This window comes from Nonomuraea sp. NPDC049725 (genome assembly GCF_040674795.1).
Lineage (GTDB): Bacteria > Actinomycetota > Actinomycetes > Streptosporangiales > Streptosporangiaceae > Nonomuraea > Nonomuraea ceibae.
The window spans coordinates 118,960-133,573 of sequence record NZ_JBFANJ010000021.1; the positions used below are offsets into that span (position 1 = coordinate 118,960).

General features: G+C 74.3%; 15 protein-coding genes. 7 read left to right on the plus strand and 8 right to left on the minus strand.

The annotated features are described in order from the left end of the window. Positions 1-51: 51 nt before the first annotated feature. The 3 genes from AB0J53_RS38950 to AB0J53_RS38960 are packed head-to-tail and all read right to left on the minus strand — an operon-like array spanning position 52 to position 3,561. Positions 52-2,091 (minus strand): bifunctional aldolase/short-chain dehydrogenase, encoded by a 2,040-nt coding sequence (locus tag AB0J53_RS38950; protein ID WP_364181780.1) that lies wholly within the window; start codon positions 2,089-2,091, stop codon positions 52-54. Then, positions 2,091-3,236: an L-rhamnose isomerase gene (gene rhaI, locus AB0J53_RS38955; protein ID WP_364181783.1), complete on the minus strand. Its 1,146-nt coding sequence runs from the start codon at positions 3,234-3,236 to the stop codon at positions 2,091-2,093. The genes AB0J53_RS38950 and rhaI overlap by 1 nt, the downstream gene beginning before the upstream one ends. Before the next feature lie 13 nt (positions 3,237-3,249). Further along, the gene (locus AB0J53_RS38960) at positions 3,250-3,561 is read right to left on the minus strand and encodes an L-rhamnose mutarotase (protein WP_364181786.1); all 312 of its coding nucleotides are present in this window, start codon (positions 3,559-3,561) and stop codon (positions 3,250-3,252) included. A gap of 170 nt (positions 3,562-3,731) precedes the next feature. Here AB0J53_RS38960 and AB0J53_RS38965 point away from each other — a divergent pair, with 170 nt between their 5' ends. The 6 genes from AB0J53_RS38965 to AB0J53_RS38990 are packed head-to-tail and all read left to right on the plus strand — an operon-like array spanning position 3,732 to position 8,826. Further along, entirely contained in the window at positions 3,732-5,051 is a 1,320-nt protein-coding gene (locus tag AB0J53_RS38965) for a rhamnulokinase family protein (protein ID WP_364181878.1), read from the plus strand. Next, positions 5,032-6,036 carry a LacI family DNA-binding transcriptional regulator gene (locus tag AB0J53_RS38970; RefSeq protein WP_364181789.1) on the plus strand — a complete coding sequence of 335 codons (1,005 nt, stop codon included), beginning with the start codon at positions 5,032-5,034 and terminating at the stop codon, positions 6,034-6,036. The genes AB0J53_RS38965 and AB0J53_RS38970 overlap by 20 nt, the downstream gene beginning before the upstream one ends. Positions 6,037-6,068: 32 nt before the next feature. Then, on the plus strand, positions 6,069-6,650 hold the full coding sequence (locus AB0J53_RS38975; RefSeq protein WP_364181791.1) for a hypothetical protein: 582 nt from the start codon (positions 6,069-6,071) through the stop codon (positions 6,648-6,650). 28 nt (positions 6,651-6,678) lie between these two features. After that, positions 6,679-7,284: a cyclodeaminase/cyclohydrolase family protein gene (locus tag AB0J53_RS38980; protein ID WP_364181793.1), complete on the plus strand. Its 606-nt coding sequence runs from the start codon at positions 6,679-6,681 to the stop codon at positions 7,282-7,284. Then, positions 7,281-8,114 carry a bifunctional 5,10-methylenetetrahydrofolate dehydrogenase/5,10-methenyltetrahydrofolate cyclohydrolase gene (locus tag AB0J53_RS38985; RefSeq protein ID WP_364181796.1) on the plus strand — a complete coding sequence of 278 codons (834 nt, stop codon included), beginning with the start codon at positions 7,281-7,283 and terminating at the stop codon, positions 8,112-8,114. Before AB0J53_RS38980 ends, AB0J53_RS38985 begins: the two co-directional genes overlap by 4 nt. Before the next feature lie 34 nt (positions 8,115-8,148). Next, on the plus strand, positions 8,149-8,826 hold the full coding sequence (locus AB0J53_RS38990) for a type 1 glutamine amidotransferase (protein WP_364181798.1): 678 nt from the start codon (positions 8,149-8,151) through the stop codon (positions 8,824-8,826). Positions 8,827-8,844: 18 nt separating this feature from the next. Here the strand turns inward: AB0J53_RS38990 and AB0J53_RS38995 are convergent, their stop codons facing one another. The 3 genes from AB0J53_RS38995 to AB0J53_RS39005 are packed head-to-tail and all read right to left on the minus strand — an operon-like array spanning position 8,845 to position 12,096. Continuing rightward, positions 8,845-9,585, minus strand: coding sequence for a sulfite exporter TauE/SafE family protein (locus tag AB0J53_RS38995; RefSeq protein ID WP_308125652.1), 741 nt, complete (start codon positions 9,583-9,585; stop codon positions 8,845-8,847). 9 nt (positions 9,586-9,594) lie between these two features. Further along, positions 9,595-10,935 carry an NAD(P)/FAD-dependent oxidoreductase gene (locus AB0J53_RS39000; RefSeq protein WP_364181801.1) on the minus strand — a complete coding sequence of 447 codons (1,341 nt, stop codon included), beginning with the start codon at positions 10,933-10,935 and terminating at the stop codon, positions 9,595-9,597. Positions 10,936-10,971: 36 nt separating this feature from the next. Then, positions 10,972-12,096 (minus strand): alpha/beta hydrolase, encoded by a 1,125-nt coding sequence (locus AB0J53_RS39005; RefSeq protein ID WP_364181804.1) that lies wholly within the window; start codon positions 12,094-12,096, stop codon positions 10,972-10,974. A 126-nt stretch (positions 12,097-12,222) separates the two neighbouring features. Here AB0J53_RS39005 and AB0J53_RS39010 point away from each other — a divergent pair, with 126 nt between their 5' ends. Further along, entirely contained in the window at positions 12,223-12,894 is a 672-nt protein-coding gene (locus AB0J53_RS39010; protein WP_364181807.1) for an endonuclease V, read from the plus strand. Positions 12,895-12,930: 36 nt separating this feature from the next. Here AB0J53_RS39010 and AB0J53_RS39015 read toward each other — a convergent pair whose 3' ends face one another. Next, positions 12,931-13,305 (minus strand): hypothetical protein, encoded by a 375-nt coding sequence (locus AB0J53_RS39015; RefSeq protein ID WP_219501997.1) that lies wholly within the window; start codon positions 13,303-13,305, stop codon positions 12,931-12,933. A gap of 624 nt (positions 13,306-13,929) precedes the next feature. Beyond that, positions 13,930-14,589 carry an NAD(P)-binding domain-containing protein gene (locus AB0J53_RS39020; RefSeq protein ID WP_364181811.1) on the minus strand — a complete coding sequence of 220 codons (660 nt, stop codon included), beginning with the start codon at positions 14,587-14,589 and terminating at the stop codon, positions 13,930-13,932. Between the last annotated feature and the right edge of the window lie 25 nt (positions 14,590-14,614).

Here is a 14,614-nt window from a genome sequence, read left to right on the forward strand (position 1 = left end):
GCGGTTCCCTGGGCGGCGGGCGGGCGGGCCAAACGGCCGGGGCCGGGTGGGTCAGCGGAGGAAGGCGGCGGGGACGCCGGCGTCGACCGGGATGTGGAGGCCCGTGGTGACGCTGAGGTCGCCGGAGGTGAGGGCGAGGACGGCGGCGGCGACGTGCTCCGGCAGGACTTCCTGCTTGAGCAGTGTGCGCTGGGCGTAGAACTCGCCGAGCTTCTCCTCCTCGACCCCGTAGACGGCGGCCCGGTTGGCGCCCCAGCCGGAGGCGAAGATGCCGGAGCCGCGGACGACGCCGTCGGGGTTGACGCCGTTGACGCGGATGCCGTGGCCGCCCAGTTCGGCGGCGAGGAGCCGTACCTGGTGGGCCTGGTCGGCCTTGGCGGCGCCGTAGGCGACGTTGTTGGGCCCGGCGAAGACGGAGTTCTTGGAGGAGATGTAGACGATGTCGCCGCCCGTGCCCTGGTCGATGAGGACGCGGGCGCTCTCGCGGGAGACGAGGAACGAGCCGCGCGCCATCACGTCGTGCTGCAGGTCCCAGTCGTCGAGGGTGGTCTCCAGGAGGGAGCGCGACAGGGAGAGGCCGGCGTTGTTGACGATGAGGTCGATGCCACCGAAGGCGAGGACGGCCTGCCGTACGGCGTCGGTGACCTGGTCCTCGGAGGTGACGTCTACGGCGACGGCGATGGCGGCGTCGGCGGGCCGGTGGGCGCGGGCGCCGAGTTCGGCGGCGATCTTCTCGGCGGCGGCGTGGTCGCGGTCGGCGACGACGACGCAGGCGCCTTCGGCGGCGAGGCGGCGGGCGGTGGCGGCGCCGATGCCGGAGCCGCCGCCGGTGACGAACGCGACGCGCCCGGCGAGCGGCTTGGGCGCGGGCAGGCGGCGGAGTTTGGCCTCTTCGAGCTCCCAGTACTCGATGCGGAACTTCTCGGCCTCGTCGATGGGCCGGTACGACGACAGGGCCTCGGCGCCGCGCATCACGTTGACGGCGTTGACGTAGAACTCGCCGGCGACGCGGGCGGTCTGCTTGTCCTTGCCGAAGCTGAACATGCCGACGCCGGGCACGAGCACGATGGCCGGGTCGGCCCCGCGCATGGGCGGCGAGCCGGGTGTGGCGTGGCGGGCGTAGTAGGCGGCGTACTCCTCGCGGTAGGCGGCGTGCAGTTCGCGCAGTCTGGCCAGGGCGTCGGGCAGGGGCGCGTCGGGCGGCAGGTCGAGGACGAGCGGCGCGACCTTGGTGCGCAGGAAGTGGTCGGGGCAGGAGGTGCCGAGGGCGGCCAGGCGGGGGTGTTCGGCGCGGGACAGGAAGTCGAGCACCTCGGGGCTGTCGGTGTAGTGGCCGACCTGCCGGGTGTCGGTGCCGGCCAGGCCGCGGATCACGGGGAACAGCTCGGCGGCGCGGCGGCGGCGGGCGTCCTCGGGCAGCGGCTGGTGGACGACGGGGCCGAACGGGTCGGGGCGGCCGTGCTCGGCGATGTAGCGCTCGGCGGTGCGGATGATGTCGAGGGCGTTGGCCTGGCATTCGTCGCTGGTGGCGCCCCAGGCGGTGATGCCGTGGCCGCCGAGGACGCAGCCGATGGCGGCGGGGTTCGCCTCCTTGACGGCGGCGATGTCGAGGCCGAGCTGGAAGCCGGGCCGCCGCCAGGGCACCCACACCACGCGGTCGCCGAAGATCCGCTCGGTCAGCGCGGGCCCGTCGGCGGCGGTGGCGATGGCGATGCCGGAGTCGGGGTGCAGGTGGTCGACGTGGGCGGCGTCGACGAGGGCGTGCATGGCGGTGTCGATGGACGGGGCGGCGCCGCCCTTGCCGTGCAGGCAGTAGTCGAACGCGGCGACCATCTCGTCCTCGCGTTCGACGCCCGGGTAGACGGCGGTGAGGGCGCGGACGCGGTCGAGGCGGAGCACGGCCAGGCCGGCGGCGGTCAGCGTGCCGAGGTCGCCGCCGGAGCCCTTGACCCACATGAGCTCGACGTCGCCGCCGGTGACCGGGTCGGTGCCGGTGCCCTTGGCGGAGGCGTTGCCGCCGGCGTAGTTGGTGTTGCGCGGGTCGGAGCCGAGCGTGTGCGCCCGGGCGAGCAGTTCGTCGACGACGGTCATCAGGCTCCCCATCCTGCCTGGTTGCCGCCCACCCGATCGGCGGCGATCTTCGCGAAATATCCGGACTTGGCGTAGGCGGCCATCGGATCGGGCGCCAGCCCCATCTCCTCACGCAGCTCGGCCAGCAGCGGCCGCACGTCCGTGTTGTACGCGTCCATGAGCACCGCGTTCGCGCCGAGCACGTCACCGGCGCGCTGCGCGGCGGCGAGCGCGTCACGGTCGACGAGCAGCGCCTTGGCGGTGGCCTCCTGGACGTTCATGACGGACCGGATCTGCCCGGGGATCTTCGGCTCGATGTTGTGGCACTGGTCGAGCATGAACGCGGTCCGCTCGGTGTAACCGCCGCCGCCGATCACCTCGAACATGATGCGGAACAGCTGGAACGGGTCGGCCGCCCCCACCATGAGGTCGTCGTCGGCGTAGAAGCGCGAGTTGAAGTCGAACCCGCCGAGCTTCCCCTCGCGCAGCAGGAACGCCACGATGAACTCGATGTTCGTGCCCGGCGCGTGGTGCCCGGTGTCGACGACGACCTGGGCCTTGGGCCCGAGCCGCACGCAGTGGGCGTAGGCGGTGCCCCAGTCGGGCACGTCGGTCACGTAGAAGGCGGGCTCGAACAGCTTGTACTCCAGCAGGAAGCGCTGCCCGTCGCCGAGCCGCTCGTACACGCTCGACAGGGCCTCGGCGAGCCGGTCCTGCCGGGCGCGGATGTCGTCCTGGCCGGGGTAGTTGGTGCCGTCGGAGAACCACAGTTTCAGCGTGTCGGACCCGGTCTCGTCCATGATGTCCACGCACTCCAGCAGGTGCGCCAGCGCCTTGGCGCGCACCGCCGGGTCGGGGTGGGTGACGCTGCCCAGCTTGTAGTCGTCGTCCTGGAACACGTTGGAGTTGATCGCGCCGATCCCGACGCCCAGCTCGGCGGCGTGCCGGGCCAGGTCGGCGTAGGAGTCCACCTTGTCCCACGGGATGTGCAGGGCGACGGTGGGCGCGACGCCGGTGAACCGGTGCACCTGCGCGGCGTCGGCGATCTTCTCGTACGGGTCGCGAGGGACGCCGGGTTGCGCGAAGACCTTGAACCGGGTCCCGGAGTTGCCGTAGGCCCACGAGGGGGTCTCTATCCGCTGCTTGCGCAGCGCTTCCTTGATCATCCACTTCCCCGAATCAGTCCAGATGGAAGATTTCGCCGAGCCTGACCATGCTCTCGTCGGGCCGGCCCTCCTCGAAGAACGGCGCCATGTCGCGCTGCCAGCGGGTGTTCACCTCGGTGGCGGCCATCGCGCGCCGGGCGGCGGCGAAGTCGTCGGTCTCCAGGTAGCCGACGAGCAGCCCGTCGTCGCGCAGGAAGAGCGAGTAGTTGCGCCATCCGGCCTCCCGCAGCGCGTCGAGCATGCCGGGCCACACCTGCCGGTGCCGTTCCCGGTACTCGTCGAGGCGGCCGGGCCGTACGTTCAGCAGGAAGCACACCCGCTCCACGCGCGATCTCCTTCGTTAGGAACGTTTTAACCAGCCGCCTCCGGAATCTAGGTGCTGTTCCTTCCGTCGTCAATGCCTCCAGGAGCACTCTGGCGCAGATGTGATTGTTACGTTTTAATCGGGCTGTGCGATTCACGGCTGTTGATCTGGGTGCGTCCAGCGGACGGGTGATGCGGGCCGACGTGTCGGCCGGGCGGATGACGCTGACGGAGGTGCACCGCTTCCCCAACCGGCCCGTACGGGTGTCCGGGACCCTGCACTGGGACATCCTCGGCCTCTACCGGGGCGTGCTCGACGGGCTGCGGGCGGCGGGGCCGGCCGAGTCCGTCGGCATCGACTCCTGGGCCGTCGACTACGGGCTGCTCGACGACGCCGGGCGCCTGATCGGCAACCCGGTGCACTACCGCGACGCGCGCACCGCCGGCGTCACCGCGCGGGTGGACCCGTACGGGGTGACGGGCGTGCAGTTCCTGCCGTTCAACACGGTCAACCAGCTGCTGCGCGAGCGCCTCGACGGGGCCGCGACGATGCTGATGATCCCGGACCTGCTCGGCTACTGGCTGACCGGGACGATCGGGGCCGAGCGGACGAACGCCTCCACGACCGGCCTGTACGACGTGAGGCGGCGCGACTGGGCCTGGGAGCTGATCGACACGCTGGGCCTGCCGCGCCGGATCTTCCCGGCGATCTCCGCGGACGGCGGCGCCGCGCTGCTGGACGACGTGGCCGAGGAGGTCGGCCACCGGACCCGGGTGGTCAGGGTCGCCTCGCACGACACCGCCTCCGCCGTGGTGGCCGTGCCCGCCGAGACCTCCCGGTTCGCCTACATCTCGTGCGGCACCTGGTCGCTGGTCGGCGTGGAGCTGCCCGCGCCGGTGCTCACCGAGGAGAGCCGGCTGGCGAACTTCACCAACGAGGCGGGCGTCGACGGCACCACCCGCTACCTGCGCAACGTCATGGGCCTGTGGATCCTCCAGGAGTGCCTGCGCGTGTGGGGGAACCCGCCGCTGGAGCCGCTGCTGGCCGAGGCGGAGCGCGTCCGCGCCAAGGCGGTCGTCGACCCGGACGACCCGGCGTTCCTGCCGCCCGGCGACATGCCCGCGCGCATCGCCGATCACTGCGCCAGGACCGGGCAGCGCGCTCCGGAGGGGCGGGCACAGGTCGTACGATGCATCCTGCGGAGCCTCGCCCTCGCCTACCGGCGGGCGATCGACGACGCGGTGCGGCTCAGCGGCCGGCCCGTCGAGGTCGTCCACCTGGTCGGCGGCGGCTCGCTCAACGAGCTGCTGTGCCGGCTGACGGCCCGGGCGACCGGGCTGCCGGTCGTCGCCGGGCCCGTCGAGGCGGCCGCGCTCGGCAACGCGCTGATGCAGGCCCGGGCGCGCGGCCTGGTCGGCGACCTGGCCGAGATGCGGGACCTGATCCGGCGCAGCGCGGGCGTGCGCACCTACGAGCCACACGGGGGCGAAGATGACCACGGTGAGCATTAAGGACGTGGCGGCCCTGGCCGGGGTGTCCCCCGGCACGGTGTCCAACGTGCTCAACCGGCCCGAGAAGGTGGCCGGCTCGACCCGCGACCGGGTGGAGACCGCGATCAGGCAGCTCGGCTTCGTCCGTCACGGCTCGGCCTCCACGCTGCGCGCCGGCCACAGCCGCACGGTCGGCCTGTCGGTGATCGACATCGGCAACCCGTTCTTCACCGACGTGGCCGCCGGGGTGGAGGACCTGGCCAGCGAGCGCGGCTACGCGGTCATCCTGGGCAACTCCTCCGGCAGCCCGGCCAAGGAGGAGCGCAACCTGCTCGTCTTCGCCGAGCAGCGGGTGCGCGGGGTGCTCATCACGCCGTCGGGCGCCGACCCGCGCCGGCTCGCCCTGCTGCGCGAGCGCGGCATCGCCGTGGTGCTGGTCGACCATCCGGCCGAGTGGCCCGACCAGTGCGCGGTCGCGGTCAACGACGTCGCCGGGGGCTCCCTGGCAGTGACGCACCTGCTGGCGGGCGGGGCCGACCGGATCGCGTACGTGTCGGGGCCCGCCTCGATCCGGCAGTGCCAGGACCGGCTGCGGGGGGCCGGGCGGGCGCTGGCGGCGGCCGGGCGCGACCCGGCGGAGCTGCGGGAGCTGGCCATGCCGGCGATGACGGCGGCGGCGGGCCAGCAGGCCGCCCTGACGCTGCTCGCCGAGGACGCGCTGCCCGACGCGCTGTTCTGCGCCAACGACCTGCTGGCGCTCGGCGTGCTGCGCGGGCTGCTCCAGGCGGGGGTGCGGGTGCCCGCCGACGTGTCGCTGATCGGCTATGACGACATCGACTTCGCCTCGGCGTCCGCGGTGTCGCTGAGCTCGATCCGGCAGCCGACCTACCAGCTCGGCCGGGCGGCGACCGAGCTGCTGCTGGACGAGTGCGACAACCCGGCCACGCACGCCCACCAGCAGGTCATGTTCCAGCCTGACCTCGTCGTGCGGGAGTCCACGCGGTAGCTTGGGACATAAGCGGAGCAACGGGGTGAATGATGTCAAATGGTGTTCGTCATGGGCTGGGGTTCGTCGCGGGGCTGCTCCTGCCGCCGCTGGCCGCCCTGGCTCTGATGTACGGGGTGTCGCACCTCTCGCTCACGCTGGCGCAACGCTTCGAGCTGTCGTTCCCGGGGCTCGGCCTCGTCGTGCTCGCGGGGGCCGGGCTGGCGTTCCTCGCCGGGTCACGGATCTCCCCCGTCGCCTCGCTCATGGGCGGGCTGCTGTACGTGCTGCTGGGCGTGGTGCCGTTCCTGGCTATGTACGGCATCGAGTTCCGGCCCGAGCAGCTGCTGCCCGGCCTCCTGCGCAACGGCTACACCGGCCTGGCGCTCCAGGGCATCCTGCTCATGCTCGGCGTGATGCTGCTGGTGGCCTCGGCGTTCCCGTCGCGCTGGCGGGGCCGGGCCAGGGCCGACGCCGCGCCCGCCTACCCGGGCTACCCGCCTCCCGCCTACCCGGGTCCCGCCGACCAGGCCCCTTCCCAGGACCCCTACCAGGCGCGGCCGTATCCGCCGGAGCCGTCCTACGGCGCCGAGTCCCGTCCCGAGGACACCACCCGGCCGATGCACCGCGAATGAGCCCGGCGCCGCCTGGCAGAATGCCGCCATGCGCGACTCCACGATCGACGACTTCCTGACCACGCTGGCCGACCGGGTCCCCGCGCCGGGCGGCGGCGCGACCGCCGCGCTCCACGCGGCGCAGGCCGCCGCGCTCCTCGGCATGGTCGCCCGCTACACCACCGGCGAGAAGTACGCCGAGCACGCCAGGGCCGTCGAGGCCGTGATCGCGGAGACCGACACGCTGCGCGCCGGCGCGCTGGACCTGGCCGAGGCCGACGCGGCGGCGTTCACCGCCGTCACCGACGCCTACCGGCTGCCCAAGGGCGAGGCGCGCACCGCCGCGATCGCCGCCGCGCTGGTGGGAGCCGCCGAGCCGCCCGCCCGGGTGGCCGAGACCGCCGCGCGCCTGGTGGAGCTCTGCGAGCTGCTGCTACCGATCGGCAACCGCAACCTGGTCACCGACGTGGCCGCCGCCGCCGAGGCCGCCCGCGCCGCGCTCACCACGGCCCGCGTCAACGTCGAGGTCAATGTCGCCGGCCTCACCGACCCGGCCGCCCGCGAGCGGCTGCGCGACCGGCTGACCGTCGTGGCCGGGGCCGTGGCCCGCGCCGACGCCGTGACGGCCGCCGTACTGAAGGAGATCACGCGATGACCGCGCGCAAGCTGACGGGCAAGGAGCTGGCGGCGGCCATCAGGGCGCAGACGGCGGCCGAGGTGGCCGCCGGGCCGCAGCCGAGGCTCGCCGTGGTCGTCGCCACCGGCGACGAGGCGAGCCTGTGGTACGTGCGGTCCATCGCCAAGGCCGCCGAGGGCGTGGGCATCGCCGCCGACGTCGTCGACCTGGGGCCCGAGGCGCGGCCGGAGCAGATCCGCGAGACGCTGGCCCGGCTCAGCGCCGACGCGGGCGTGCACGGCGTGATGCTGCAGACGCCGCTGCCCGAGGGCGCCGTCGCGCAGGAGCTGGCAGGCGCGATCGACCCGCGCAAGGACGTCGACGGGGCCAACCCGCTGTCGCTGGGCCGGCTGGCCGCCGGGCTGCCCGCGTTCGTGCCGGCGACGGCGGCGGCCGTGATGGCGCTGCTCGACCACTACGGGGTCGAGCTCGCGGGCCGGCGGGCCGTGGTGGTGGGGCGCTCGACGGTCGTCGGCAAGCCGCTGGCGCACCTGCTGCTCGACCGGCACGCCACGGTCACCGTCTGCCACTCGCGCACCCGCGACCTGGCGTCCGTGACCGCGACCGGCGAGGTCCTGGTGGCCGCCGTGGGGCGGGCGGGGCTGATCGGCGCCGGCCACGTCGCCCCCGGCGCGGTGGTGATCGACGTCGGCACCAACCCCACCGACGACGGCGGCCTGACCGGCGACGTCGACTTCGACGCGGTCGCGGAGCGGGCCTCGGCCCTCACCCCGGTCCCCGGCGGCGTCGGCCCCGTCACCACCGCCCTGCTGCTGCGCCACACCGCCCGCGCGGCGAACCTGCCGTGAACCTCCGGCCGTACCTCCCCCGAAAGGCTCTTCCATGCGTGACGTCCTGATCATCCAGAACAGCCGGAGCGGCGGCCCGGGCCGGTTCGGCGGCTGGCTGGAGGAGGCGGGGCTGCGGCTGGACGTGGTCCACGCGCACGAGGGCGCCCCCGTGCCCGACCGGCTCACCCACGACGCCATGATCATGCTGGGCGGCGGCTACCTGCCGAGCGAGGACGACCGGGCCCCGTGGCTGGCCCCCGCCAGGCGGCTGGTGGGCGAGGCGATCGAGCGCGGCGTCCCGCTGTTCGGCATCTGCCTGGGCGGCCAGATGCTCGCCGAGGTGGCCGGCGGCGAGGTCACCGGCGACGCGGGCGCGCCCGAGAACGGCAGCGTCCCGGTCACGATCAGGCCCGAGGCCGCCGCCGACGCCCTCTTCCAGGACCTGCCGCCGGTGGTGCCCGCCATCGAGCACCACAAGGACGCGATCACCGCGCTGCCGCCCGGCGCGGTGTGGCTGGCCGAGACCGAACGCTGCCCCTACCAGGCGTTCCGCGTGGGCGAGCAGGCGTGGGGCGTGCAGTTCCACCCCGAGGTGCTGCCGGAGCGCATCCGCCAGTGGGAGGTGGACGGCTTCGACCCCGACGAGGTCTACGCCCGCGCGGTCGCCGACGAGCCGGTCTCCACGCCGATCTGGCGCGAGGTGGCCGCCCGCTTCGCCAAGCTCGTCTGACGAGTGGCGGGCGGGCGCTCAGCCCGTGTAGGCGTCCCAGCCGAGCTTGACGGCGACGGCCAGGCCGCAGGCGGCGGCCAGGTAGCGCAGGCTGTGACCGGGCAGGCGGCGGGCGATCTTGGGGCCGAGCCAGCCGCCGGCCAGGAAGCCCGCCGCCAGCGGCGCCGCCGCCCCCCAGTCGACCGGCCCGAACAGCGCGAACCCGGTCGCCGCCACCGCGTTGGCCAGCCCGGACAGCACGTTCTTCAGCGCGTTGAGCTTGGCCGGGGTGCCCGCCAGCATCGACGACAGCACCGCGAACATGAGGATGCCGCCGGCCGCCCCGAAATAGCCGACGTAGATCGCCACGGCGAACAGCGCGCACCGGGTGAGCAGCCCGTGCTCGCTGTGCCGCTCCCCCTTCGGCGGCCGGATCAGCAGCAGCGACGCCAGGCCGATGAGCCACGGGGCGATCTGCTCGAACGTCCGCGACGGCGTCACCAGCAGCAGGTACGCGCCCGTGGCCCCGCCGAGCGCGGTCAGCCAGCCGAGCCGGAGCACCCGGGGCCCCTGTCCGGCCAGCTCGGGCCGTGAGCCGAGGGCCGCGCCGAGGCCGGTGAACAGCAGCGCGACGGTGTTGGTGACGTTCGCGGTGAGCGGCGGCAGGCCGAACGCCAGCAGCGCCGGGTAGGAGACGATCGAGGCGAGGCTCACCACGGTGCTGACCACTCCGGCCGCCAGCCCGACTCCGAGCAGCCCGAGAACCTCGCCGACGATCACCCAGACATGCTAGGGCTTGTCCGTTTTGTCCAGCCCACCGGGCCGGCGTCCGCGTGCCATCATCCCGAGCCCCGCCAGCCCCGCCGCGCCGAGGAGCAGCCCTCCAGCCGCCCACCCGCGCTGGCGGGCCACCCGGCGCTCCACCTCGGCGTACGGGGTCGTGGAGAACGACACCAGCTCGTAGCGGGAGGCGTACCGTCCCGGCAGCGCCCGCTCCAGCGCGTGCTCCAGCCGCTTGCCCGCCAGGAACATCCGGGAGCCGACCTTGTCCCGCATCTCGACGAAGTTCGCCAGCGCCAGCCGGGCGATCACGTCCGTGTCGGCCCGGCGGCGCTCGAACAGCGCCAACGCCCCGGCGAAGTCGTCGCCCGTCTCGTCCAGGCACCGGTCCAGCTCGACGCAGTCCTCGAAACCGCAGTTGGCGCCCTGGCCGTAGAACGGCACGATGGCGTGCGCGGCGTCGCCCACCAGGCCGACCACGGCGGCGTCGGTGGTCACGTGCCACGGGTCGCAGCGCATGGTGACGAGGTGGCCGACCGGGTTCGCCGCGAAGTCCGCGGCCAGGTCCGGCATCAGCGCGAAGGCGTCGGGGTAGTGCTCGGCGAAGTGCTCCCGCACCCGCGCCGGATCGCCGAGCCCGGCGAACGCGCGGTGCGGCCAAAAAAGCGTGCAGGTGAAGGAGCCGTCGGGGTTCGGCAGCGCGATCATCATCGACGCGCCGCGCGGCCAGATGTGCAGCGCGCCCCGCTCCAGCGCGAACGCGCCGCCCCTGGCCGGGATCGTGAGCTCCTTGTAGCCGTAGTCGAGGTAGCTCTGGCTGAAGCTCACGCCGGGCAGCGCCTGCAGCCGGGCCCGCACCGCGCTGAACGCGCCGTCGGCGCCGATCACCACCCGCGCCCGCGCCTCGCCCGGTCCGGTCTCCGTCTCGAACGTCAGCCGCCCCGTCCGCTCGTCCAGTCCGGTGAGCCGGTGGCCGAAGCGGACCTCGACGCCGGGCAGCGCGGTGGCGGCGTCCAGCAGCTTCATGTTCAGCTCGGCGCGGCCGATGGAGTTGATCGCCTGCCGGTGGTCGGCGCTGTAGGGCTGGAAGGTCAGGCCGCCGTCGAGCGCGTGCATCATCCGGCCCGGCATCGGGATCGCGTCCTTGAGCACCTCCCGGTCGAGCCCGACCCGGCGCAGCGCGTCGATGCCCCGCTCGGAGATCGCCAGGTTGATCGACCTGCCCCGGTCCGCGCCGCGCTCGCGCGGGTCCTGGCGGCGCTCGTACAGCGTCACCCGGTGCGAGCGGCGGGCCAGGAAGCAGGCGAGCAGGCAGCCGACGAGGCCGGCGCCGACGATCGTGACCTCCATCCTTCCTTCGTACGGCGGGCGGCGGGGAATGTCCAGCTATCCGAGTGCGGCGTCGACGGCGCGGACCGTGGCCTGCCAGATCGGCGAACGCGGATCGATCACGTCGAAGTGGTCGCCGGGCATCTCCACGTACGTCACCCGGTCCCCCGCCGTGGCGGCGGCCCGCGCGTAGCGTCGCGCGAAGTCGCGCAGGTCAGGGTCGTCCCCGGTGCCCTGGACGACGACCTGCCTGACCTTCAGCGGCAGCCTGGCGAGCGGGGCGGCCTGCGTGTACAGGTCCGCGGGGCCGCCCGGCTCGGGCTGCCCCGGCGGTCCGGGAGGCGGGGCGGGGGCGCCGAGCGCGTCGGCCACGGCGCCCTGGCCGATCCAGCGCCTGCCGCCTTCGACCAGGTCGAGCACGCCCGCGAGCGACACCGCGACCTTGGCGGGGGCGCCGTCAGCGACGGCGCGCAGGGCGAGCTGCGCGCCCGCCGAGTGGCCCGCCACGGCGACCCGGTCCAGGTCGAGCGGCGCGTCCAGGCCGGTCAGCGCCTTCAGCCCGGCCGCCACGTCGGCCGTCGTCGCCTCCCATCCGTGCAGGTCCGGCGGCCGGTACTCCAGGTTCCAGACCGCGTGGCCGCTGCCGGTGAGGTCGGCGCAGAGCGCCTCCATGAGGTCGGCCTGCCACACCGACCGCCAGTACCCGCCGTGCACCAGCGCCACCACCGGCAGCCCGCCGTCCCCGGGCAGCCGTTCGGGCAGGTACAGCTCGCCCCACTGCTGCCGGTGCTCGCCGTACGCGACACGGCGGCGCGGGTGGCGCAGGCGGTGCACGGCGTGGCGGATCGCCCACGACAGGCCGTCGAGCCCGCGCCCGTGGATGTGCGTGGCGCCCTCGCCGGTCTCGACGCCGTCGGCCCGCCAGACGTCCAGCCAGACGACCAGGCCGAGCGGCTCGCGCATCAGGCTCCTGATGCCCTCGTCCGGGCCCGGGATGATCACGACCGCCCGTTCGGAGCCGCCCCGGCGCCTGGCGGTGCGGGCCCGGACGGCGGCGGCGTCACGCGCGTACGTGATCACCCCGCGCACGCCCAGCGCCGTGAACTCGCCTTCGGCGATCTCGCCCAGCAGAGCTTCGTCGATCGCCGCTCCCGGCCCGATCAGCACCAAGACATCGCTCACGAATCCCGACACTACAGAACTTCCTCCCAGCAAGCCCACGTTCGTGCTGGTATCGGGATGGAGATCGAATTCCGGTCTTCCGGAAGGCGTGCCGCGGCCATGTTGAAAGGTCGTAAGTTGGGTCGGGTGCGTGTAAAGCAGCTTCACCCGTGGCCTCACAGTGTCGCCGAGGCGGAGGCGATCCAGGAGCGGCTCCGGCCTCACATCGAGCTGGACGGGCCCGGCACGTTCACCACGGTCGCGGGCCTCGACGTGCACTACCACGGGCGGGGCGACGACCACGACGCGCTGTCGGCCGCCGTCGTCGTGCTCGACGCCGAGACGCTCGACGTCGTGGAACGGGTGGTCGTGCACGGGCGGGCGGCCTTCCCGTACGTGCCCGGCCTGTTCGCCTTCCGCGAGCTGCCCGCGCTCGTCGAGGCGCTCGAACGGCTCACCGTCACGCCGGACCTGCTCGTCTGCGACGGCTACGGGCTCGCGCACCCGCGCGGCTTCGGCCTGGCCTGCCACCTGGGCGTCCTCACCGGGCTGCCGTCGCTCGGGGTCGGCAAGACGCCGTTCGTCGGCGCCCACGAACCGCCCGGAGCGGCGCGCGGCTCCTGGTCGCCCATCGTCCTCGACGGCGTCCCCGTGGGACGGGCGCTGCGCACCCGGACCGGCACCAAGCCGGTGTACGTGTCCCAAGGGCACCGCGTCAGCCTCGACACCGTCACCGGCCAGGTGCTGCGCCTGTCGCCCCGCTACCGGCTGCCCGAGCCCGTACGCCAGGCCGACCACCTGGCCCGCCACGGCACCTGACCCCCTGCGGCGCTTGCGGGCTTGCGAGCCCCGGTGTCAGCGGCGGAACGTCCAAGCCAGCAGCCACACGCTGAGCCCGAACAGCACCATGCCCAGCGGCACGTGCACGGCGACCGCGCCCGAACCGCCCACCATGGACTGGACCAGGCCCAGCAGCAGCACCGCCAGGCCGACCAGCGACGGCCAGAGCGGTCCCCGGCCCGGCCGCCACACGAGCACCGCGCTGACGACCAGCGCCAGGCCCAGCAGGTGGACGGCGCCCGCGCCCGCGCCGTGCAGCGCCCGGCCCGCACCCTCCATCAGCTGCCCGGCCGTCACGGCCTGGAGCAGCACGGCGGCGGCGTTCAGCAGGGCGACCGCTTTGAAGGCGGTCAGATATCCGCTCGTCCTGGGGGCGACCTCGGTGACCACGCGACTCTCCTTCGCTCGGTGCGGGCCCCCAGCATCCCGGCGCCGCGGCGCCCGTACATCCACCCCACGTCGTCATCCGCCCTACACCCCCGGTCGTACACCCCTACCGCCCCCACCCCACGACCTCGCGCACCCGGGGGCCGGGACCGCGGGTGGAGGGGCAGGGCGGCCCGACAGCCGCGACGCCCCAAGGGAACCACCCCCCGAGGGGCCCACCCCCCCGGGGGTCACGCCGGAGGGCCACGCCGGAGGCCACGCCGGGGGCCCCACCCCAGAGGGCCCACCCCAGGAGGGGCCGCGCCCGGAGGGCCGGGACCTCGATGAAGCCCGGGAGCGGATGCCCGGAAGGGTGTGCCCGGCGGCCGCCGCACCCGAGGTGAGCCCCCAAGAGGCCCGTACCCAAGGGCCTGGGCCTCGGGGAGCCGGGAGCGGCACGGCGGCCGGGGTACCCAAGGTGGACCGCCCCCCGAGCGGGCCGCCCCCGAAGTGGGCCACCCCCGAAGGGCCTCACCCGAGGGGAGTCGCGCCCGAAGGGGGGCGCACCCGGGCGGGCCCGAAGGGGGCGCACCCGGGCGGGCCCGAAGGGGGCGCACCCCAAGGAGCGGAGCCCTTCCCCAGGGGTTCCTAAGGCTCGTGCGGGTGGGGGCCGGAGTGGGGGAGGGGTGGGGGGACTGCTTGGGCGTCGGCGCCGCTGGTCCAGAGGCCGATCATGAAGGCGGCCGTGGCTTCCAGGAGTTTGGCCCGGTCGAGGCCGCCGCCGTGGACGGGGGTGCAGCCCAGGTCGGTGACGAGGGTGCGGGCGAGGCCGAGGGCGTGGTCGTCGTCGCCGCAGAGGGGCACGGCGAGCGGCCGGCCGTCGAACACCGGGGGCGTCATGCGCCACACGTCCACGTGGCACAGGTTGAACGCCTTCACCACGTGCCCGCCGGTGAGGGCGGCGATCCGTTCGGCGACGGAGCGTGTCACGTCGTACGCGCCGGGCCCGACGGCGTTGGTCACGTCGATCAGCGGCTTGCCGCGCAGCGGCGGTCCGGCGGCCCGTACCACCTGGTCGGCCGCCTCCTCCAGCACGGCCACCACGACCACGTCGCCGAACGCGGCGGCCTCCTCGAACGTGCCGGACGTGGCGGGCACGCCGTGCGGGGCGGCGGCTGTCAGGGTGGCGGCGGTCGCCGCGGCGCGGCCGGGGTCGCGGCCGCTGACCATCAGGGCGTGGCCCGCGCGGGCCCACTGCGTGCCGAGGGCGTCGGCCATGCCGCCGGCGCCGAGAATGCCGATCCTCATGCTCATCCTTCCGAGGACGTCTGCT

What these genes read in the sequence shown, in the direction of transcription:
- AB0J53_RS38950 (WP_364181780.1), bottom strand. Translation starts at nt 2,091, where the DNA reads ATGACCGTCGTCGACGAACTGCTCGCCCGGGCGCACACGCTCGGCTCC.
- rhaI (WP_364181783.1), bottom strand. Translation starts at nt 3,236, where the DNA reads ATGATCAAGGAAGCGCTGCGCAAGCAGCGGATAGAGACCCCCTCGTGG.
- AB0J53_RS38965 (WP_364181878.1), top strand. Translation starts at nt 3,732, where the DNA reads ATGCGGGCCGACGTGTCGGCCGGGCGGATGACGCTGACGGAGGTGCAC.
- AB0J53_RS38970 (WP_364181789.1), top strand. Translation starts at nt 5,032, where the DNA reads ATGACCACGGTGAGCATTAAGGACGTGGCGGCCCTGGCCGGGGTGTCC.
- AB0J53_RS38975 (WP_364181791.1), top strand. Translation starts at nt 6,069, where the DNA reads ATGTCAAATGGTGTTCGTCATGGGCTGGGGTTCGTCGCGGGGCTGCTC.
- AB0J53_RS38980 (WP_364181793.1), top strand. Translation starts at nt 6,679, where the DNA reads ATGCGCGACTCCACGATCGACGACTTCCTGACCACGCTGGCCGACCGG.
- AB0J53_RS38985 (WP_364181796.1), top strand. Translation starts at nt 7,281, where the DNA reads ATGACCGCGCGCAAGCTGACGGGCAAGGAGCTGGCGGCGGCCATCAGG.
- AB0J53_RS38990 (WP_364181798.1), top strand. Translation starts at nt 8,149, where the DNA reads ATGCGTGACGTCCTGATCATCCAGAACAGCCGGAGCGGCGGCCCGGGC.
- AB0J53_RS39000 (WP_364181801.1), bottom strand. Translation starts at nt 10,935, where the DNA reads ATGGAGGTCACGATCGTCGGCGCCGGCCTCGTCGGCTGCCTGCTCGCC.
- AB0J53_RS39020 (WP_364181811.1), bottom strand. Translation starts at nt 14,589, where the DNA reads ATGAGGATCGGCATTCTCGGCGCCGGCGGCATGGCCGACGCCCTCGGC.